At 71.2% G+C, this 18,315-nt stretch carries 21 protein-coding genes; 10 read left to right on the forward strand and 11 right to left on the reverse strand.

Features of this window, described 5'->3' with window-relative positions; translation table 11 throughout:
• Window positions 1-232: 232 nt before the first annotated feature.
• From BLT62_RS11390 to BLT62_RS11400, 3 genes are read left to right on the forward strand one after another with little or no spacing between them, the layout of a single operon-like run.
• Window positions 233-1,882 carry an amidohydrolase gene (locus BLT62_RS11390; RefSeq protein ID WP_083364162.1) on the forward strand — a complete coding sequence of 550 codons (1,650 nt, stop codon included), beginning with the start codon at window positions 233-235 and terminating at the stop codon, window positions 1,880-1,882.
• 49 nt (window positions 1,883-1,931) lie between these two features.
• A complete protein-coding gene (locus BLT62_RS11395) occupies window positions 1,932-2,459 on the forward strand; it encodes an ArsR/SmtB family transcription factor (RefSeq protein ID WP_083364163.1) in 528 nt (175 codons plus the stop codon).
• On the forward strand, window positions 2,456-3,322 hold the full coding sequence (locus tag BLT62_RS11400; protein WP_083364164.1) for a M23 family metallopeptidase: 867 nt from the start codon (window positions 2,456-2,458) through the stop codon (window positions 3,320-3,322). The genes BLT62_RS11395 and BLT62_RS11400 overlap by 4 nt, the downstream gene beginning before the upstream one ends.
• Before the next feature lie 12 nt (window positions 3,323-3,334).
• Here the strand turns inward: BLT62_RS11400 and BLT62_RS11405 are convergent, their stop codons facing one another.
• The gene (locus tag BLT62_RS11405; RefSeq protein ID WP_156786331.1) at window positions 3,335-4,612 is read right to left on the reverse strand and encodes a deoxyguanosinetriphosphate triphosphohydrolase; all 1,278 of its coding nucleotides are present in this window, start codon (window positions 4,610-4,612) and stop codon (window positions 3,335-3,337) included.
• A complete protein-coding gene (gene dusB / locus BLT62_RS11410) occupies window positions 4,602-5,762 on the reverse strand; it encodes a tRNA dihydrouridine synthase DusB (RefSeq protein WP_083364166.1) in 1,161 nt (386 codons plus the stop codon). Before dusB ends, BLT62_RS11405 begins: the two co-directional genes overlap by 11 nt.
• A gap of 31 nt (window positions 5,763-5,793) precedes the next feature.
• Between dusB and BLT62_RS11415 the strand changes: the two genes are divergently transcribed.
• A complete protein-coding gene (locus BLT62_RS11415; protein WP_083364167.1) occupies window positions 5,794-6,363 on the forward strand; it encodes a dihydrofolate reductase family protein in 570 nt (189 codons plus the stop codon).
• Entirely contained in the window at window positions 6,360-6,866 is a 507-nt protein-coding gene (locus tag BLT62_RS11420) for an aminoacyl-tRNA deacylase (protein ID WP_083364168.1), read from the forward strand. The genes BLT62_RS11415 and BLT62_RS11420 overlap by 4 nt, the downstream gene beginning before the upstream one ends.
• A gap of 100 nt (window positions 6,867-6,966) precedes the next feature.
• Here the strand turns inward: BLT62_RS11420 and BLT62_RS11425 are convergent, their stop codons facing one another.
• Complete coding sequence (locus BLT62_RS11425; RefSeq protein WP_083364169.1) at window positions 6,967-7,362, reverse strand: VOC family protein; 396 nt, start codon at window positions 7,360-7,362, stop codon at window positions 6,967-6,969.
• An 84-nt stretch (window positions 7,363-7,446) separates the two neighbouring features.
• Here BLT62_RS11425 and BLT62_RS11430 point away from each other — a divergent pair, with 84 nt between their 5' ends.
• The gene (locus tag BLT62_RS11430) at window positions 7,447-8,310 is read left to right on the forward strand and encodes an alpha/beta fold hydrolase (RefSeq protein ID WP_083364170.1); all 864 of its coding nucleotides are present in this window, start codon (window positions 7,447-7,449) and stop codon (window positions 8,308-8,310) included.
• Between the two features lie 4 nt (window positions 8,311-8,314).
• Here BLT62_RS11430 and BLT62_RS17860 read toward each other — a convergent pair whose 3' ends face one another.
• Window positions 8,315-8,455 carry a hypothetical protein gene (locus BLT62_RS17860; RefSeq protein WP_172829695.1) on the reverse strand — a complete coding sequence of 47 codons (141 nt, stop codon included), beginning with the start codon at window positions 8,453-8,455 and terminating at the stop codon, window positions 8,315-8,317.
• Window positions 8,452-9,126, reverse strand: a complete 675-nt coding sequence (locus tag BLT62_RS11435; protein ID WP_083364171.1) for a DsbA family oxidoreductase — start codon at window positions 9,124-9,126, stop codon at window positions 8,452-8,454. Before BLT62_RS11435 ends, BLT62_RS17860 begins: the two co-directional genes overlap by 4 nt.
• 72 nt (window positions 9,127-9,198) lie before the next feature.
• On the opposite strand from BLT62_RS11435, the gene BLT62_RS11440 reads away from it, so the two are divergent.
• The gene (locus BLT62_RS11440; RefSeq protein WP_083364172.1) at window positions 9,199-9,786 is read left to right on the forward strand and encodes a HEAT repeat domain-containing protein; all 588 of its coding nucleotides are present in this window, start codon (window positions 9,199-9,201) and stop codon (window positions 9,784-9,786) included.
• Between the two features lie 63 nt (window positions 9,787-9,849).
• Here BLT62_RS11440 and BLT62_RS11445 read toward each other — a convergent pair whose 3' ends face one another.
• The 3 genes from BLT62_RS11445 to recO are packed head-to-tail and all read right to left on the reverse strand — an operon-like array spanning window position 9,850 to window position 12,067.
• On the reverse strand, window positions 9,850-10,494 hold the full coding sequence (locus BLT62_RS11445; RefSeq protein ID WP_083365433.1) for a DsbA family oxidoreductase: 645 nt from the start codon (window positions 10,492-10,494) through the stop codon (window positions 9,850-9,852).
• 38 nt (window positions 10,495-10,532) lie between these two features.
• Window positions 10,533-11,336, reverse strand: coding sequence for an isoprenyl transferase (locus tag BLT62_RS11450; RefSeq protein ID WP_083364173.1), 804 nt, complete (start codon window positions 11,334-11,336; stop codon window positions 10,533-10,535).
• A complete protein-coding gene (gene recO / locus BLT62_RS11455; RefSeq protein WP_083364174.1) occupies window positions 11,333-12,067 on the reverse strand; it encodes a DNA repair protein RecO in 735 nt (244 codons plus the stop codon). The genes BLT62_RS11450 and recO overlap by 4 nt, the downstream gene beginning before the upstream one ends.
• A 38-nt stretch (window positions 12,068-12,105) precedes the next feature.
• Between recO and BLT62_RS11460 the strand changes: the two genes are divergently transcribed.
• The 3 genes from BLT62_RS11460 to BLT62_RS11470 are packed head-to-tail and all read left to right on the forward strand — an operon-like array spanning window position 12,106 to window position 13,887.
• Complete coding sequence (locus BLT62_RS11460) at window positions 12,106-12,885, forward strand: SDR family oxidoreductase (RefSeq protein WP_231919128.1); 780 nt, start codon at window positions 12,106-12,108, stop codon at window positions 12,883-12,885.
• Window positions 12,882-13,541: a trimeric intracellular cation channel family protein gene (locus tag BLT62_RS11465; RefSeq protein WP_083364175.1), complete on the forward strand. Its 660-nt coding sequence runs from the start codon at window positions 12,882-12,884 to the stop codon at window positions 13,539-13,541. Before BLT62_RS11460 ends, BLT62_RS11465 begins: the two co-directional genes overlap by 4 nt.
• Before the next feature lie 13 nt (window positions 13,542-13,554).
• Window positions 13,555-13,887 (forward strand): hypothetical protein, encoded by a 333-nt coding sequence (locus BLT62_RS11470; protein ID WP_083364176.1) that lies wholly within the window; start codon window positions 13,555-13,557, stop codon window positions 13,885-13,887.
• A gap of 186 nt (window positions 13,888-14,073) precedes the next feature.
• Here BLT62_RS11470 and leuA read toward each other — a convergent pair whose 3' ends face one another.
• The 3 genes from leuA to BLT62_RS11485 form a co-directional block, all read right to left on the reverse strand.
• Window positions 14,074-15,855, reverse strand: coding sequence for a 2-isopropylmalate synthase (gene leuA / locus BLT62_RS11475; RefSeq protein WP_083364177.1), 1,782 nt, complete (start codon window positions 15,853-15,855; stop codon window positions 14,074-14,076).
• Between the two features lie 268 nt (window positions 15,856-16,123).
• Window positions 16,124-17,536, reverse strand: coding sequence for an ABC transporter permease (locus BLT62_RS11480; protein WP_083364178.1), 1,413 nt, complete (start codon window positions 17,534-17,536; stop codon window positions 16,124-16,126).
• Window positions 17,536-18,297 carry an ABC transporter ATP-binding protein gene (locus tag BLT62_RS11485; RefSeq protein WP_083364179.1) on the reverse strand — a complete coding sequence of 254 codons (762 nt, stop codon included), beginning with the start codon at window positions 18,295-18,297 and terminating at the stop codon, window positions 17,536-17,538. Before BLT62_RS11485 ends, BLT62_RS11480 begins: the two co-directional genes overlap by 1 nt.
• Window positions 18,298-18,315 lie beyond the last annotated feature (18 nt).

An 18,315-nucleotide genomic window follows, 5' to 3' on the forward strand; every position in this document is an offset into this window, starting at 1 on the left:
GCGCTCGCGCTGTGGACAAGCGACCGGCGAGGGACGCCTGTGCACACGTGCGCGAACCGGATCGGGCGGCTTTCGGCGGATCGGGCGGCGGTTTCCGGCCAGAAGCCGCCTCCGCATCCTCCGTCGGCCTCCCGACCGGGCGCTCAACCCGCCGTGGCGCCGCATCGGCGCATCGGCTGGGCTGGGCCAACTACCAGCGCACACCGCGGCAACCATCTCTAGACTGACCGCTATGACTGTCGCCGACGACTTTTCAGCCCCCTTTGCCGACCGCGTGTTCTTCGGAACCGTGCTGACCATGGACGAGGAGTTGCCGGATGCCGAGGCGGTCGCCGTCCACGCCGGCCGCATCGTCGCGGTGGGCAGCCGCGCCGACGTCGAGGCGCTCGTCGGCCCGGACACGGCGGTCACCGAACTGGGCGAGGCGGTGCTGCTGCCCGGCTTCGTCGAGGCGCACGGGCATCCGCTCACCGAGGCGATCTTCCTCGGGCCGAAGGTCGTCGACATCCGCCCCGTCGTCGCCGCCACCGCGGCCGAGGTGCTGCAGCGGCTCACCGACGCCATCGCCCAGGGCGACCCGGCCGGCGTCTACGCGAACGGCTGGGATGCGCTGCTGCAGACCGGACTGCCGGAGCCCACGCTGGCCTGGCTGAACGAGCTCTCCCCCGATCGCCCGCTGGCGATCCTGCACAACTCCGGCCACTCCGCGTACTTCAACACGGCCGCCGCCCGCGCCACCGGGGTGAGCCGCGACACCCCAGACCCGGTCGGCGCCTCCTTCGGCCGCGACGCCGACGGCAACCTCGACGGGACGCTCCGGGAGACGGCGGCCGCAGCGATGATCTTCGGCCCGGCACTCCAACCGGAGCCGGCCGAGTACATCGACGCACTCAGGGCCGAGTCCGGGCGGCTGAACCGGGCCGGGATCACGTCCATCGGCGAGCTCGGCTACGACCCGAACATCGCGCCGGCCCTGGCCGCCGCGCGGGAGGCCGGCGCGCTCACGGTGCGACTGCGCCTGTACGAGATGTCCTCCCCGGCCCGATCGAGCGCGTCGAGCCCCGGGGACGGGGACGCCGCCGTGCGGCACACCGGCATCAAGCTCTGGGCCGACGGCTCCCCCTGGGTCGGCAACATCGCGACCAGCTTCCCCTACCTCGACACCCCGGCAACCCGCTCCCTCGGGCTGGAGCCCGGCCACCGCGGGCACGCCAACTACACGCCGGAGCAGATCGCCGAGATCTCCGAGGCGTACTTCACCGCCGGCTGGCAGCTGGCCTGCCACGTGCACGGCGACGCCGCCGTCGACATGGTGCTCGACCAGTGGGAGGCGCTGCTGACGCGCCACCCGCGGGAGGACCACCGGCTGCGCCTGGAGCACGTCGGCTCGATGACGGCTGCCCAGTTCGAGCGCGCGGCCAGGCTCGGCATCACGGCCGGCATCTTCATCGACCACCTGTACTACTGGGGCGACGTGCTCGTCGACGACCTGTTCGGGCCCGAGCACGGAGCGGTCTGGGCCGCGGCCGGCTCCGCCGCGGCATCCGGCATCCGCTTCTCGTTCCACAACGACGGCCAGGTCACGCCGGCCGAGCCGCTGCGCAACATCGAGATCGCTGCGACCAGGCGGAGCCGCTCCGGCACCGTGCTCGCGCCGGAGCAGCGCATCAGCGTCGCGCGGGCACTCAAGGCGGAGACCATCGACAGCGCGTACCAGCTGTTCTCCGACAACGAGTTCGGCTCGATCACGCCGGGCAAGCTGGCCGACCTCGTCGTGTTGGCCCGCTCGCCGCTCAGCGCCGACCTGAGCGCCGGCTCGATCGCCGACATCCCGGTGCTGGAGACGGTGCTCGGCGGGGTCACGGTGCACAAGGCAGACTGATCTGCACGACCAACTCATACGTTAGAACGTTTTAGCGTAGCGTGGGGGCATGCCCGACACATCCGAACCCACTGCTGAGTCCACCGACATCCGCGCCGCGCTCGCCGCCCTCTCGCGGCGGGTCGACAACCTCGAGGGCGCCCGGGCCACGCCGCCCGCGTCGTCGCTGTGGGCGCTCGACGAGCTGCGCAGGCAGCGCGCACAGCACCCCTCGACGGCCGAGGGCGCGGTACTCCTCAGCGGGAGCGTCACCCTGCCGGGTGGCACCCCGGTGGAATGGCAGCAGAGCGCGTCGAGCTCCGAGCTGCTCGCCTCCGAGTGGGGAGAGCGCTCCGCCGCCTTCGCCGCGCTGGGCCACCCGGTCAGGGTGGAGCTGCTGCGGCACGTCCTGAACGGGGTGCACGGCACGGCCGAGCTCGCCGGGATCGAGTCGCTCGGCACGACGGGGCAGCTGCACCACCACCTGCGGCAGCTGCTGGGCGCCGGCTGGCTCCGGCAGAGCGCCAGGGGCAGCTACGAGGTGCCGGCCAGCCGCGTCGTGCCGCTGCTCGTCTGCCTCGCCGCGGTCGGCAAATGAGCGGCTTCCTCGGGCGACTCTACCGCTGGCGGGTCGTGCTCATCGGCGCCTCGATCCTGCTGATCACCCTCGGCACGCTGGCCGGAGCACTGCTCCCTCCCGGCGCCACCGTCACTGCCGTCGCGGGGCTCCTCCCCCTGCTCGGCCTCGCCGGGATGGCGATCGGCGGGGTCACGGCCTGGGTGGGCGGGCGCGGTCAGCGGGGCGACGGACCGCGCATCGCACTCGGCTCCCCCGTCGCCGGCCGCTGGCTGGCCATGAACAGCCCGGCCACGAAGACCCCGAGCCACGGCGTGCGCGCCTACGGCCAGGCGTTCGCGATCGATCTGGTGCATGAGCCGGATGCCACTGCCCGGCCGAGGTTCGGGGGCGGCGCGGCGATGCGCCGGCCGGAGGACTTCCCCGCCTTCGGCCAGCCGGTGTTCGCGATGTGCGATGGCGTGGTCGTGTCGGTGGGCCAGTGGCATCGCGATCACCGCAGCCGCTCCAGCGTGCTCGCGGTGATCTACATGATGGCGGAGGCAGCCGTGCGCGAGCTCGGCGGCCCGGGGTTCATCATCGGCAACCACGTGACGATCCGCTCGGAGGGCGGTCATTACGCGCTCGTCGCGCACCTGCGCCGCGGATCGGTGCTCGTGCGGGTGGGCGACGCGGTGCGGGCCGGCGAGCAGATCGCTTCCTGCGGCAACTCGGGCAACAGCAGCGAGCCGCACGTGCACGCGCAGTTGATGGACTCCGCCAGCCCGTGGACTGCGGCCGGCATCCCGATCGAGTTCACCGGCATCCGCCTGAGCGGCACCTCCGATAGCGGGCCGACCGCCGGGCTCCCGGCAGACGGCGAGCACATGCTCGCCGCGGGCTAGGCGCTCCGAGGCCTAGTCGCGCCGCACCAGCCGCTCGTGCCAGGCCAGCGCCGATTGGTCGGTGAGGCTGGCCACCTGGTCGACGATGACGCGCTTGCGGGCGGTGTCGTCGGATGCCGCGCGCCAATCCTCGGCGAAGCCGGGGTCGAGGTGCGCCTCGCCGCCCTCGTGCAGCACCGTGGCCAGCTCGGTGAGCACCTCGCGCTGCTCGGCGTAGATCGGCTGGCGGGCGTTGTGCGACATCACGAAGGCGGCGACGATGCCCTTGAGCACGGCGATCTCGGCCTGGATCTCGCGCGGCACGATGACGTCGGCGTCGAAGCGGATCAGGCTGGCCAGCGGGAAGGCGGCGCGGGTGGCGTGCGTCGCGGCCTGCGCGAAGCGCCCGATCAGCTGGCTGGTCAGGTTCTTCAGGCGGCCCTGGTCGCGGCGGCTGCCGTCCCAGCTGCTCGGCCAGCCCTCGAGGGAGTCGAGCCGGTCGAAGGCGGCGATCAGCTCGTCGTGGGAGTGCGCGCCGCCGATCCACTCGTACATGGAGGTGACGAGCGCGTCGTGGTCGACCCGGTCGCCGAGGGCGGCGACGTCGATGTAGCCGTTGACGATGGCGTCCTCGAAGTCGTGCACCGAGTAGCCGATGTCGTCGGAGAGGTCCATCACCTGGGCCTCGATGGAGAGCCGGCGCTCCGGCGCCCCGGCGCGCATCCAGGTGAAGACGCCGATGTCGTCCTTGTAGAAGCCGAACTTGGCGCGGCCGCTCGGGTCGGCGACGGAGCTGGTGTCCGGCCAGGGGTACTTGCAGCTGGCGTCGAGGCTGGCCCGGGTGAGGTTCAGCCCGTAGCTCTGCCCGTCCGGCCCGAACACCTTCGGCTCCAGCCGGGTGAGCAGGCGCAGCGTCTGGGCGTTGCCCTCGAAGCCGCCGATGTCGTCGGACCAGGCGTTGAGGGCCTTCTCGCCGTTGTGGCCGAACGGCGGGTGGCCGAGGTCGTGGGCGAGGCAGGCGGTGTCCACGACATCCGGGTCCAGGCCGAGGCTGGACGCCAGCTCGCGGCCGACCTGCGCCACCTCGAGCGAGTGGGTCAGCCGGTTGCGGGCGAAGTCGAGGCCGGCGGTCGGGCTGAGCACCTGCGTCTTGGCTGCCAGGCGGCGCAGCGCGCTGGAGTGCAGCAGGCGGGCGCGGTCCCTGGCGAAGTCGCTGCGGCGGGAGGAGTGCTTCTCTGGCAGCCAGCGCTCGGCGTCGTAGTCGCTGTAGCCGCCGAACAGGCTGGCTCCGAACGCGTGCTCAACCGCCACTGGTGTCGCCCTCCCCCTCGGTGAGGTTGTTCCGCTCGATGCCGTCGAGATCGCGGGAGTTCAGCCAGCCGTCCGGCAGCGCGGGCTTCTTCGGGGTGCCTGCACGGCCGCGCGGGCCCTCGACGCCCTCCCCGGGGTACGGCTGGTCCCAGTCGAGCGTGCCGAGCAGGTCGTCCAGCGACTGCAGCGACTGCACGGTGGCCATCTTGGCGCGCAGCTCGCCGCCGACCGGGTAGCCCTTGAAGTACCAGGCGACGTGCTTGCGGATGTCGCGGCATCCGCGGTCCTCGTCCTCGAAGAACTCGACGAGCAGCTCGGCGTGGCGGCGGAACGCCTCCGCGACCTGGCCGAGGGTCGGCTCATGCCTGGTGTCCTCGCCGCGGAAGGCGGCGGCCAGGTCGCCGAACAGCCAGGGCCGGCCGAGGCAGCCGCGGCCGACGACGACGCCGTCGCAGCCGGTCTCGTCCATCATGCGCAGGGCGTCGGCGGCCGACCAGATGTCGCCGTTGCCGAGGACCGGGGTGTCGGTGATCGTGCTCTTGAGCTTCTCGATCGCGGTCCAGTCCGCCTGGCCGGAGTAGAACTCGCTGGCGGTGCGGCCGTGCAGCGCGATGGAGGCGACGCCGGCTCCCGCTGCGGCCTTCGCGGCCTCGAGGTAGGTGAGGTGATCGGGGTCGATGCCCTTGCGCATCTTCACCGTCAGGGGGATGTCGCCTGCTGCCTTCACCGCGCCCTCCACAATCTGGCGGAACAGTTCGAGCTTCCACGGAAGCGCGGCGCCGCCGCCCTTGCGGGTGACCTTGGGCACCGGGCATCCGAAGTTCAAGTCGATGTGATCGGCCCTGTCCTCTGCCACCAGCATGGTGACGGCCTCTGACACGGTCTTCGGGTCGACGCCGTAGAGCTGGATCGAGCGGGTGGTCTCGCTCTCGTGGTGCGTGATCAGCCGCATCGACTCCGGGGTGCGCTCGACGAGGGCGCGCGAGGTGATCATCTCGCTCACGTAGAGGCCGGCGCCGTACTCGCGGCAGAGCCGGCGGAAGGCGGTGTTCGTGATGCCGGCCATCGGCGCGAGGACGACGGGAACGTCGAGCTCGAGCGGTCCGATCGACAGGCGCGGCGCTGGGGTGAGTGTGGAGGTGGCAGACATGTCCTGCAATTCTCCCAGATAATCGGCGACAATGACTCTCATGGCGCAGGACGGGGCGGCACGGGTCATCGCCCAGCAATGGATCTCGCTCGACGGCTACGCCGCCGGGCACGACGAAGACGCCATCTTCAGCGCCGTCCCCGCCGAGGCGGACTTGCGCAGCCAGCGCTACAACGAGGCGCTCCTGAACGACGTCGACCAGGTCATGCTCGGCCGGCGCACCTACGAGATGTTCCGCGAGTACTGGCCAACGGCCAGCGAGCCCATCACCGCCGGCATCAATGGCATCCCCAAGGTCGTCGCGTCGCGCACCCAGGCCGCGGCGCCCTGGGGAGCCTTCGCCCCGGCGACCGTCTGCCGGGACGCGGTCGAGTTCGTGCGGCAGTGCGGGGGCGGCACGCTGCTCGTCTGGGGCTCGATCGATCTCGTGCACACGTTGCTCACGGCCGGTCTGCTCGACGAGCTGGACCTCTTCGTCTCCCCCATCTGGCTGGGCGCCGGGCGCCCGCTGCTGCCGGCCGGCAGCACCGTCGGTCTCCGGCAGAGCGCCAGCGAGGACTGGGGCGGCGTCACGCACCTCCGCTATACAGTGGAACGATGACGACATCATCCTCCGCGGAGCCCGCCGGAACCGAATCCGCTGGAACCGACCGCGTGCTGGCGGATGCCGCGGCACGCGGCCTGGACGTGGACATCATCACGCGCCCGGCCGCCGGCAGCCTGGCCGAGGCGGCACAGCTGCTCGGCATCGAGCAGTCCGGCATCGTCAAGACGCTCGTCGTGAAGCGTGCAGACGGCAGCTTCCTGTTCGCACTCGTGCCGGGCGGCCGCAAGATCTCCTGGCCGAAGCTGCGCGCCCTCGTCGGCGTGAACAAGCTGCAGCTGCCGGATGCCGGGCAGGCGCTGGAGGCGACCGGCTACGAGCGCGGCACCATCACCCCGCTCGGCTCCAGCACCGAGTGGCCGGTCTACGCGGATGCCGGCATCACCGGCCAGCGGGTGGCGATGGGCGCCGGCGCCCACGGCTTCAGCGCCTTCGTCGACGCGGACGCCCTCGTCGCCGCGTTCGACGCCGTCGTCGCCGACATCAGCGAGCCCGAGTAGGCCGCTCGGGAGGCAAGAGTCACATTGGGAGGCCGGTTCGGCCCACATTTGGCCTCCGAATCCCCCGGATGCCTCCCGATCGTGTGCCCGCGCGCTCCGGCTAGTCCGCGAGCTCGGCGAACAGCTCGACGCTATTGCCGTCCGGGTCCAACAGGATCGCGTAGCGCTGGCCCCAGAAGGCGTCCCAGGGCTCCTTATGCGCACCGGCCCCGTTGGAGACGCACTCGGCGAACAGCTCGTCCAGCTCGGCGACGGAATCGCAGCGGAAGGCCGGCACCATGCGGTGACCGCCGACCGGCGCCACCCAGTCCGGGTCGAAGCTCCGCACGACGTCAATGGTGTCCCAACCGAGGCGCAGCCCGCCCGGCAGCGTCAGCTCGACGTGATCCTCGCTCTCGGCCCCGGCCGGTATCTCCAGCCCGACCCTGCGATAGAAGTCCAGCGAGGCAGCCATGTCGGCGACAACAAAACCAATGAGATCAAGTCGAACGGTCATGGCCGTAGCTTAACTCAGCTCGGCACTGTGTTGACGGGCGACGAGGAGAAACCTAGTCTCACTCTCGTCGAGAGGTGCATCACCATGACCGAATTCACCGTCACCGCCCGCGGCGACCGGGTGGCCTACGACCGGCGCGGCTCCGGCCCCGCCCTGATCTTCATCGCCGGCGCCGGGCCGTTCCGGGCCATGGACCCGGTGACGACGGAGACCGCCACGCTCGCCGCCGAGCGGGGAATCACGACGCTCGTCTACGACCGGCTGGGCCGGGGCGAGAGCCCGGTCGAGGGGCGCATCGACCTGGACCGCGAGCTCGAGGCGGTGGCCGCGCTGCTCGGGGTGGCCGGCGGCCGCGCCGTGCTCTGCGGCCACTCCTCCGGCTGCTCGATCGCGCTGGCGGCCGCCGCCCGCGGCCTGCCGGTCGCCGGGCTCGCCCTCTGGGAGGCGCCGCTCGGACCGCCGGACGGCGGCGCCCGCGAGTGGGCGGCCGAGGTCGACCGGCTGATCGAGGCGGGCGAGCTGGACGCCGCGCTCGTGCACTACATGAAGGACATCCCGCCGGAGTATCTCGAGTACTGGCGGGACTCCCCCGAGTTCCCGGCGCTCGTGGCCAACGCCGGCAGCCTGCGCCCGGACGGCGAGTCGCTCGCCTGGGCCGAGTCGGCCCCGCTCAGCGAGCTCTGCGCCGGCATCCGCGTGCCCGTCGAGGCGCTGGTCGGCGAGGAAACCCTGCCGATCATGCTCAGCGCCGCCGACGCGATCGTCGCGGCGATCCCCGGTGCCGTCCAGAAGCGGATGCCGGGCGCGCAGCACGAGTGGCAGGCCGCGCCGATGGCGGCCGAGCTCGCGGCGTTCGTCACCGCCGCGTTCGGCACGGCCGCGCGCGACACGGCAACAGACGCAGAACGGGGCACCGCCGAATCGGCGGTGCCCCGTCAGGAGTCGTGAGCGCTTAGGAGCAGCAGCCTCCGCCGCAGCAGCTTGCGCCCTCGGCCGAGGCGTCGGCCGAGACGTTGGTCAGCTGGATGAGGGGCTTGACCGCGACGGCCTCGACGGCCGGGTCGACCGGAGTGGTGATGGTGGTTTCGCTCATGCGGGGATCTCCTCGGCTCGCTCGCTCCGCACCTGCTGCAGAACTTGTGCAAACGTATCAGGGTCCTGCGCGCCGGAGACGCCGTACTTGCCGTCGATCACGAAGAACGGCACGCCGTTGATGCCGAACTGCTGCGCCTGCGCCTGGTCGGCGCGCACGGCGGGGAGGTACTCGTCCTCGTTGAGCGAGCGGAGCACGTCGGCCCGGTCGAGGCCGAGCTCTGCGCCGAGGTCGGCGAGGTCCTCCGCGCGCCCGAGGTGGCGGCCCTCGGTGAAGTAGGCGCTGAACAGCCGCTCGGCGGCCTGCAGCTGGATGCCCTGCGCCTTCGCGTAGTGCAACAGCTGGTGCGCCTTGACCGTGTTGGTGTGCTTGAGGATGTCGAAGTTGTACTCCAGGCCGACCGCGGCGGCGACGCCGGTGACCTGCTCGAGCATCCCGCGGAGCTGCTCGGCCGGCATGCCCTTGTGCTCGGCGAGGAAGTCGATCTCGCTGCCCTCGAAGTCGACGGGGGTGTCGGGTGAGAGTTCGTAGCTGTGGTACTCCACGATCACCTCTGGGGCGTCGGCATCCGCCTGGAAAGCGGCGACACCGCCCTCGAACTTGCGCTTGCCGATGAAGCACCAGGGGCAGGCGATATCCGACCAGACGTCGATCTTGATGGGTTCAGTCATAGAGGGGCCCAACGTATGCCCGCTCTCGCATATTCCCGAACGCCCAGCATCGCCAGCTACAGTTGAAGCGCCATGGCAAACAAACTGAATCCGCACCCCGACATCCCCCTCGATCTGCCGACCGGCGAGCGTCTCAACGCCGCCATCGAGCACTACGGCGCCGACGTCGTCGCGCAGAACGCCATCGCCCTCCTGCGCGGTAAGAACGCCGGCAAGGACTTCCTGCTCTACGCCGGCGGACGCCACGCGCTCGGCATCCTCGACGGCGCCCCCGCCCTCTACTGGCCCGAGCTCTGGGGCGCCCGCGCCCTGCTGCACGTCTGGGACGAGCAGGCCGCCCCCTACGTCGTCGTCGGCCTCGGCAACCAGGCCTGGCGCATCCGCGAGATGTGCGCCAGGGTCGTGGCGCTGCGCGAGCTGCAGGTCGCCGACAAGCTGGTGCGCCTCACCACCGACGAGAACCCGCGCGTGCGCGCCGCCGCCCTGCACGCCCTCGGCGCCCAGGGCACCGAGACCCACCTGCCCACCATCGAGCAGCGCCTGCGCGACCCGGAGAAGGCCGTGCGCGTCGCCGCCCAGCAGTCCCGCGACGCACTGAAGGCCCGCCTGGCCGCCGCGGAGCCCGACGCCGCCGCCGAAACCGACGCGCCCGCCGAGTAACTCCCCAGCACCGCGGAAGGCCGGCACCCGAGGGGGTGCCGGCCTTCCGTCGTCTGGTCGGTGCTATGCCTTCTCGCTGCGCACCTGTTCGAGCGCCTGCGCGAACGTGGCCGGGTCCTGCGCGCCCGAGATGCCGTACTTGCCGTCGATGACGAAGAACGGGACGCCCTGGATGCCGAAGGCCTGGGCCTGGGCGACATCCGCCTTGACGTCGGCGAGGAACTCGTTCTCGGTCAGCGCGCGCACGACGTCCCCGCGGTCGAAACCGAGCTCGGCGGCCAGGTCGGCGAGGTCCTCGATGCGGCCGACGTGGCCGCCCTCGACGAAGTAGGCCTTGAGCAGGCGCTCCTTCATCTCGAGCTGGCGCCCCTTCGACTTGGCGTAGTGCAGCAGTTCGTGCGCCTTGACCGTGTTGGTCTGCTTGACGGCGTCGTAGTCGTACTCGAGGCCGACGCCGGCGGCGATGTCGGTGACGTTCTGCAGCATCTGCTGCACCTGCTCGAGCGGCATGCCCTTGCGCTGGCTGAGGTACTCGCCGGGGCTGCCCTCGAAGTCGACGGGGGTGTCGGGGGCCAGCTCGTAGCTGTGGTACTCGATCTCCACGTCGCCGCCGAACTGGGTGACGCCCGCCTCGAACTTGCGCTTGCCGATGTAGCACCAGGGGCACTGCACGTCGGACCAGATGTCTACTTTGATGGTTTCACTCACCGTTGTCACACTAGCGCCCCGGCGCGCACGGGCGGTTCCTAGGCGCTGGGCGCGTCGACGGCTCCGCCGAAGCGCCGGTTGCGCGAGGCGTACAGCTCGACGGCGCGCCACAGCTCCTGGCGGGTGAAGTCCGGCCAGAGGGTGTCGAGGAACACCATCTCGGCGTAGGCGGACTGCCAGAGCAGGAAGTTGGAGGTGCGCTGCTCCCCGGAGCTCCGCACGAACAGGTCGACGTCGGGCATCTCCGGGTTGTACAGCCGCTTCGCGATCGCCTTCTCGTTGACCGCGGACGGCTTCAGCCTGCCCGCCGCCACATCCTCGGCGATGGCGCGCACGGCATCCGTGATCTCGTTGCGGCCGCCGTAGTTCACGCACATGGTGAGGGTCATGGTGGAGTTGCCGGCGGTGAGCTTCTCGGCGAACTGCAGCTCGTTGATGACGGACGCCCAGAGCTTGGGCTTCCGGCCGGCCCAGCGGATCCGCACGCCCCACTCGTTCAGCTGGTCGCGGCGGCGGTGCAGCACGTCGCGGTTGAAGCCCATCAGGAAGCGCACCTCGTCGGGTGAGCGCTTCCAGTTCTCGGTGGAGAAGGCGTACACGCTCAGGTGCTTGACGCCGATCTGGATGGCGCCGGCGACGACGTCCAGCAGCGCGGCCTCCCCCGCCTTGTGCCCCTCGACCCGGGTGAGCCCGCGGGCGTTCGCCCAGCGGCCGTTGCCGTCCATCACGATGGCGACGTGCTCCGGCACCGCCTTGGCGGGGATGGCCGGCGGGTAGATGCCGGTCCAGTCCAGCGGGCGGTACGCGACGGCGTCCTTGTGCGTGAGGGGTTTGGGGTTCATACGCTGCTTTCTCGCGAGACGTGGGAGAGCGAGCGCAGCCCGCGCTCGAGGTGCCATTGGGTGTAGGCGGCGACGACGCCGGAGGCCCCGGATGCCGTGTTCTCCGGCGCGGCATCCGCCACCGCCCAGTTGCCTTCCAGCAGGGCGCCGAGCAGTCCGAGGGTCTCGGTGTCCAGCCGGGGCGAGCCGGGCGGGGCGCAGTCGGCGCAGACGACGCCGCCGATCTGCACCACCATGTGGTTGTGCGGGCCGGCGAGGCCGCAGCGGGCGCAGTCGTGGAAGCTCGGCGCCCAGCCGGCCATGGAGAGGGCGCGCAGCAGGTAGGAGTCCAGCGTCAGGCTCGCGGTGTGCTCGCGGCGGGAGAGCGAGCGCAGGGCGCCGACCAGCAGCAGGTACTGCTGCAGCGACCCCTCCGACTCGGTGAGCTTGTCGGCGGTCTCGACCATCGCGGTCGCCGCCGTGTAGCTGGGGTAGTCCTCGGCGATGAGGGCGCCGTAGGCGCCGAGCGTCTCCGCCTGGGTGATCACGTCGAGGGTGCGGCCCTCGTAGAGCTGCAGGTCGGCGACCATGAACGGCTCCAGCCGGGAGCCGAACTTCGAGGCGGTGCGCCGCACGCCCTTCGCGACGGCCCGCACCTTGCCGTGGCGCCGTGTCAACAGCGTGACGATGCGGTCTGCCTCACCCAGCTTGTGGGTGCGCAGCACGACGGCTTCATCACGATAAACGGGCACAGTCAATTATCGCCTGCTTTCGGCGCTAGAGTCGCTGCGTGAGCGAGTCGAGCGCGATGCGTCCCCCCGGCACGGTGTTGGTCACCGGTGGCACGGGCACCTTGGGCCGTGCGCTCGTGTCCGAGCTCCGGGCCCGCGGCGAAGCGCCCCGGGTGCTGAGCAGGACGCGCGGCGCCGGGCTGACCACGGCCGACCTCGCCACCGGTGCCGGCCTCGACGCGGCCCTGGATGGCATCGACACCGTGTTCCACCTGGCGACGGGCAACCGCAACGACCTCGACATCAGCCGGGCGCTGCTGGATGCCGCCCGCGCGCAGGCCAGGCCGCCGCACCTCGTCTACATCTCCATCGTCGGCGTCGAGCAGATCCCGCTCCCCTACTACCGCGGCAAGCTCGCCGTCGAGCGGGCGATCGAGGGATCGGGGCTGCCGTTCGCGATCCTCCGCGCCACCCAGTTCCACCCCTTCATCGAGCGGCTCTTCTCCGCCCAGCGCGCGTTGCCCGTGCTGCTCGCCCCGAACTTCTCGGCCCAGCCCATCGCCGTCGACGAGGTGGCCGGCCGCCTGATCGAACTGGCGGATGCCGGAACGCTCGGCCGCGCGGCCGACATCGGCGGCCCAGAGGTGCTCAGCCTGCAGGAGCTCGCCCTGGCGTACCGGGCCGCGCGGGGCGGCCGCCGACCGGTCGCGCGGGTGGCGCTGCCCGGTGCGACGGTGCGCGCGTATCGGGCGGGCCACAACCTCGTGCCCGGCCCGCCGTTCGGGCGGCAGCGCTTCGGCGAATACCTGGCCTCACGCTTTGGTATACATGGAGCATGAGCGTCACCCCCTTCGTCATCCCCCTCTGGCTCGACCTGACCGCGGTCGCCGTCGGGGCGATTCAGGGCGCCATGTTCGCCGCCCGCATGAAGGACCGCCGGATCGACCTGCTCGGCATTGCCATCATCGGCGTCGTCGTCGGGCTCGGCGGCGGTCTGCTGCGTGACCTGCTGATCAACCAGCTGCCGGCCGCCATGGCCAGCAACTGGTACCTGCCGGTGGCCACCGCGTTCGCCTTGATCGGCATGGCGCTGGTGCGCCTGTTCGACAAGCTGAACCCCCTGATCATCGCGCTGGACGCCATCACGATCGGCCTCTTCGCCGCGATCGGGGTGACCAAGGCCCTCGCCTACGGCGTGCCGGAGGTGCCCGCGGCGTTCGTCGGCGTGGTGAGCGCCGTCGGCGGGTCGATCCTGCGCGACATGATGCTGAACCTGCCGATCGCGCTCATGCACGTCGGCTCGCTCTACGCGGTCGCGGCCGGCGTCGGCTGCACGCTGCTCGTGATCATGGTGGCCTCCGGCGTGCAGATCACGCTCGCCGGCATCATCTGCGTCGTCATCGTCACGATCATCCGCCTGCTCGCCGTGCGCTTCGGCTGGAGCCTGCCCGAGCAGCGCGCCATCGCCAGCTGGCCGCGCTGGCGCCGCGCCTAGACAACGGAGACCCATGAACCAGCGCCTGCTCGCCCTCCCCGTCGCCCTCCTGCTGGGCCTCGGCCTCGCCGGCTGCTCGAGCGCGCCGGAGACGGCGTCCGTCTCGGTCGAGGTGCGGGCGGATGCCACGACGGGCGCGCCGCAGACGCTCGACGTCGAGGTGCGCGATGCCCGCGGCACCGTGCTGGTGGCCGAGACGATGAGCTCCGGCACGACGCTCCAGTTCGACGGCATCCCGTTCGGCGAGGTGAGCATCGAGGCCATCGGCCTCTGCGAGCTGGGCACGACCCTGGACGCCGCCGGGGCGACGGCCATCTTCGAGCCGAAGCACTGCACGATCGAGTAGTGCCGCGAGGGCGCCTCGTACCACTGGTCGCGTTGCTGGGGGCTCGGCCACGGCGTCGGTACTGCTGCCGTCGGGCGGCGTTCGTGCTGTGGCCGCGCTCGCGGCACGCGAAAAGTCTCGCGGCCCCCGACATACCGGGGGCCGCGAGACTTTTCCAGGGCCGCGAGGGCGCTGTGCTGGTGCGCGCTAGGCGCTGACGGGCTCTGCGCTGCTGCGGGCGGATGCCGCGGCGCGCTCTGCGCGGTTCACGGCCGACACGACGGCCTTCAGCGACGCCACCGAGGTGTCGCCGTCGATGCCGACGCCCCACAGGCGGTGGCCGTTCACGTCGAGCTCGACGTAAGAGGCAGCCTGGGCGTCGCCGCTGGCGGAGAGCGTGTGCTGCGAGAAGTCGAACAGCTCGACGGCGAGGCCGCGGGCGTTCAGCACCGAGAGGAACGCGGCGATCGGGCCGTTGCCGGTGCCCTGCGCGGTGTCGACGGTCTCGCCGTCGCGCACCTCGACCTCGAGCTGCACCGCGTCGCCCTTGTGGCTGGTGACGGTGGAGACCAGCTCGAAGCGTCCCCAGCGCTCGACATCGGAGGCCGCGGCGTCGTCGCCGCTCGGCAGGTACTCATCGCGGAAGATGGTCCAGATCTGCTCGCTGGTCAGCTCGCCGCCCTCTGCGTCCGTCGTGGCCTGCACGACGCCGGAGAACTCGATCTGCAGGCGGCGCGGCAGGTCCAGCGAGTGGTCGTTCTTCAGCAGGTAGGCGACGCCGCCCTTGCCGGACTGCGAGTTGACGCGGATGACGGCCTCGTAGCTGCGGCCGAGGTCCTTCGGGTCGACGGGCAGGTAGGGCACGGCCCACTCGATGTCGTCGACCGAGACGCCGCGCTCCGCGGCATCCGCCGCCATCTGCTCGAAGCCCTTCTTGATGGCGTCCTGGTGCGAGCCGCTGAACGCGGTGTAGACGAGGTCGCCCGCCCACGGGCTGCGCTCTGGCACGGGCAGCTGGTTGCAGAACTCGGCGGTGCGCTTGACCTTGTCGATGTCGGAGAAGTCGATCTGCGGGTCGACGCCCTGCGTGAACATGTTGATGCCGAGGGCGACGAGGTCGACGTTGCCGGTGCGCTCCCCGTTGCCGAACAGGCAGCCCTCGATGCGGTCGGCGCCGGCCAGGTAGCCGAGCTCGGCCGCGGCGACGGCGGTTCCGCGGTCGTTGTGCGGGTGCAGGCTGAGGATCACGTTCTCGCGGTGCGCCAGGCGCCGGCTCATCCACTCGATCGAGTCGGCGTAGACGTTGGGGCTGGCCATCTCGACGGTGGCGGGCAGGTTGATGATGACCTTGCGCTCGGCCGTCGGCTCGAACACCTCGATGACCTGGTTGCAGATGTCCAGGGCGAACTCGAGCTCGGTGCCGGTGTAGCTCTCCGGTGAGTACTCGTAGTAGATCTCGGTGCCGGGCACGCTCGACTCCATCGAGCGGCACTTGCGTGCGCCGTGCAGGGCGAGGTCGATGATGCCCTGCTTGTCCTGGCGGAACACGACGTCGCGCTGCAGCACGCTGGTCGAGTTGTACAGGTGCACGATGGCCTGCTTGGCGCCGACGAGCGACTCGTAGGTGCGCTCGATCAGGTGGTCGCGGGCCTGCGTCAGCACCTGGATGGTGACGTCATCGGGGATCGCGTTCTCCTCGATCAGGCTGCGGACGAAGTCGAAGTCGGTCTGGCTGGCACTCGGGAAGCCGACCTCGATCTCCTTGTAGCCCATGCCGACCAGCAGGTCGAACATGACGCGCTTGCGCTCCGGGCTCATCGGGTCGATCAGCGCCTGGTTGCCGTCGCGCAGGTCGACGGCGCACCAGCGGGGCGCCTCGGTGATGCGCTTGGTGGGCCAGGTGCGGTCCGGCAGCTCGACGGTGAACTGGTCGTTGTACGCACGGTAGCGGTGCACCGGCATTGCGGATGCGGTCTGGTTGTTCTTCATGGTGTCTCAATCTCCTCGCGAGTGGTGGTCAGCCAACGACAAACTCCGCGACGAGGGAGGCCTGAGATTAGGACTCGTCGCGGCAGCTAAGGAGGAGCAGACCGTGGAACACACTTTCAGGCTAGCACTTCCCGCCCGGGGCGGGAGCCACGTGACACGCAAACCGGCGCTCACGTCGTCGGGGTGCGCGCCAGGGCGGCCCACGATCTGAGAGCCGGGGCGTCGGATGCCGCGCCCCAGCCGAGCCGCGGCTGGGGCGCTTGTTGAGTCAGTCCACCGAGAGCGCGAGCACGGGCGAGACCGTGGTCGCCCGGCGCGCCGGGGCGATGGAGGCGACCACGGCGAGCACGGCGCCGCCGGCGAGGGTGGCGGCGATCAGCGGCCAGGGCAGGGCGGGCGCCATCAGCTCGTGGTTGATGGATCCGAGCAGCGACTGCGCGCCGGCCCAGCCGTAGAACACGCCGAGCACCAGGCCGAGGCCGACGGCGGCGATGCTCATCTGGGCGCTCTCGGCCAGGATCATCCCGCGCACCTGGCGCCCGGTGAAGCCGAGCGCGCGCAGCAGGCCGAGCTCCCGGGTGCGCTGCAGCACACTGAGCGAGAGGTTGTTCACCATGCCGACCGCGGCGATCACAGCGCTGAAGCCGACCAGGCCGAGGAAGATGGACGTGGTCAGGGTCACCGACTGGTCGATGGCGGCGGCCAGCTCCGGCCGGTCGGCGAAGGACTCCAGCATCATGGCGCGGTAGCTTTCCATGGTGACCGCGAACATCACGACCAGGGTCACGCCGATGACGAGGCCGATCGTGGCCCGGGAGCTCCGCTCCGGGAAGCGCACCGCGTTCTCCGCGGCGAGCCGGGCCGTCGGGGCGGAGCCGAACAGCCGGCCGACCAGGCGCAGCACGGGCGGCATCACGAGGTGCGCGCCGAGGATGATCCCGGTGAACGAGGCCAGCCCGCCGCAGAAGGCGATGAGCAGGCCGCCCACGAAGGAGAGGCCGACGATCACGCCGAGCGCGAGCAGGGCCAGGCCGCCGAGCACGAGCAGCAGGGAGAAGACGGTGCGGGCGGTGCGGCGTCCGCCCACGTTTCGCGTCTCGGCGGCGGCCCCGACGGCCTCCATCGGCGACACGGTGACGACGCGGCGGGAGCCCACCCAGGCGGCCGCCCAGGTGACGAGCGCCACCACCACGACGGGCACGGCGACGATGGGGTCGAGCAGCGTGTACTCGAGGGCGGGCAGCCAGCCCGACCGGATGCCGAGCGCGACGGTGCCCAGGGTGATGCCCATGCCGACGGCGAGCCCGAGCACGGCGCCGAGGGCCCCGACGAGAAGCCCCTCGGTGGCCACGGCCCGACGCACCGTGCGCGCCTGGGCGCCGATCAGCCGGAGCAGCGCGATCTGGCGCACCCGGCCGGCGATGATCGTCGAGAAGGTGTTGGCGGTGACGATGGCGCCGACGTAGAAGGCGATCACGGTGAACACCGTCGTGACGATCGAGAGGGCGAGTCGGACCGAGTCGGACTCCCCCACCACGTCGGACTCGACGCTCGTCGCGATGATGCCGGTGGCCTGCAGCAGCACGACGCCGAACGCCGAGCCGAGGGCGGCGACGGTGAGCGTCGAGGCGTGGTCCCGCGCCTGGGCGGAGAAGTTGTGGCTGGAGAGCGGGCCGGCCATCAGAGGGCCGATTCCATGCTCAGCATGATGCGCGAGATCTCCTCGGCGGAGGAGCGCGGCCGGTCGTCGACGACCCGGCCGTCGGCGAGGAACAGGATCCGGTCGGCGTGGCTGGCGGCGATGGGGTCGTGGGTGACCATGGCGATGGACTGGGCGTACTCGCGGGAGGCCGTCGCCAGCAGGGCGAGCACCTCCCGGCCCGTGCGCGAGTCGAGGGCGCCGGTCGGCTCGTCGGCGAAGACGAGGTCGGGCCGGGTGCCGAGGGCGCGGGCGATGGCGACGCGCTGCTGCTGGCCGCCGGAGAGCTCGTGCGGGCGGTGGGTGAGCCGGTTCAGGAGCCCCAGCGAGGCGATCAGGTGGTCGACCCACTCCTGCTCCTTGGCGCTCGGCCGCCGGCCGTCCAGCTCGAACGGCAGCATGATGTTGCCGCGCACGTCGAGCGTCGGCACCAGGTTGAACGACTGGAACACGAAGCCGACCCGGCGCCGGCGCAGCACGGTGAGGGCGCTGTCGCCCAGCTCGGTGATCTCGGTGTCGCCGAGCCACACCTGCCCGCTTGTGGCGTTGTCGAGGCCGGCCATGACGTGCATGAGGGTGGACTTGCCGGAGCCGCTCGGGCCCATGATGGCGGTGAACTCGCCGCGGCGAATCCCGATCGAGACGTCGTCGAGCGCGGTGACCGTTCCCGGCCCGGCGCCGTAGTGCTTGCTGAGGTGTGCGACCCGGGCGATCAGGCCGAGTTCTGTGGTGTTCATTCCCATGCCTCAACGCTACGAAGC

Source organism: Microterricola viridarii (assembly GCF_900104895.1).
Taxonomy (GTDB): Bacteria; Actinomycetota; Actinomycetes; order Actinomycetales; family Microbacteriaceae; genus Microterricola; species Microterricola viridarii.

Excerpts from the sequence above, each read along its gene's own strand:
- BLT62_RS11390 (WP_083364162.1), top strand. The coding sequence starts at position 233 with ATGACTGTCGCCGACGACTTTTCAGCCCCCTTTGCCGACCGCGTGTTC.
- BLT62_RS11395 (WP_083364163.1), top strand. The coding sequence starts at position 1,932 with ATGCCCGACACATCCGAACCCACTGCTGAGTCCACCGACATCCGCGCC.
- BLT62_RS11400 (WP_083364164.1), top strand. The coding sequence starts at position 2,456 with ATGAGCGGCTTCCTCGGGCGACTCTACCGCTGGCGGGTCGTGCTCATC.
- dusB (WP_083364166.1), bottom strand. The coding sequence starts at position 5,762 with ATGTCTGCCACCTCCACACTCACCCCAGCGCCGCGCCTGTCGATCGGA.
- BLT62_RS11415 (WP_083364167.1), top strand. The coding sequence starts at position 5,794 with ATGACTCTCATGGCGCAGGACGGGGCGGCACGGGTCATCGCCCAGCAA.
- BLT62_RS11420 (WP_083364168.1), top strand. The coding sequence starts at position 6,360 with ATGACGACATCATCCTCCGCGGAGCCCGCCGGAACCGAATCCGCTGGA.
- BLT62_RS11425 (WP_083364169.1), bottom strand. The coding sequence starts at position 7,362 with ATGACCGTTCGACTTGATCTCATTGGTTTTGTTGTCGCCGACATGGCT.
- BLT62_RS11430 (WP_083364170.1), top strand. The coding sequence starts at position 7,447 with ATGACCGAATTCACCGTCACCGCCCGCGGCGACCGGGTGGCCTACGAC.
- BLT62_RS17860 (WP_172829695.1), bottom strand. The coding sequence starts at position 8,455 with ATGAGCGAAACCACCATCACCACTCCGGTCGACCCGGCCGTCGAGGCC.
- BLT62_RS11435 (WP_083364171.1), bottom strand. The coding sequence starts at position 9,126 with ATGACTGAACCCATCAAGATCGACGTCTGGTCGGATATCGCCTGCCCC.
- BLT62_RS11440 (WP_083364172.1), top strand. The coding sequence starts at position 9,199 with ATGGCAAACAAACTGAATCCGCACCCCGACATCCCCCTCGATCTGCCG.
- BLT62_RS11450 (WP_083364173.1), bottom strand. The coding sequence starts at position 11,336 with ATGAACCCCAAACCCCTCACGCACAAGGACGCCGTCGCGTACCGCCCG.
- BLT62_RS11465 (WP_083364175.1), top strand. The coding sequence starts at position 12,882 with ATGAGCGTCACCCCCTTCGTCATCCCCCTCTGGCTCGACCTGACCGCG.
- BLT62_RS11470 (WP_083364176.1), top strand. The coding sequence starts at position 13,555 with ATGAACCAGCGCCTGCTCGCCCTCCCCGTCGCCCTCCTGCTGGGCCTC.
- leuA (WP_083364177.1), bottom strand. The coding sequence starts at position 15,855 with ATGAAGAACAACCAGACCGCATCCGCAATGCCGGTGCACCGCTACCGT.
- BLT62_RS11480 (WP_083364178.1), bottom strand. The coding sequence starts at position 17,536 with ATGGCCGGCCCGCTCTCCAGCCACAACTTCTCCGCCCAGGCGCGGGAC.
- BLT62_RS11485 (WP_083364179.1), bottom strand. The coding sequence starts at position 18,297 with ATGGGAATGAACACCACAGAACTCGGCCTGATCGCCCGGGTCGCACAC.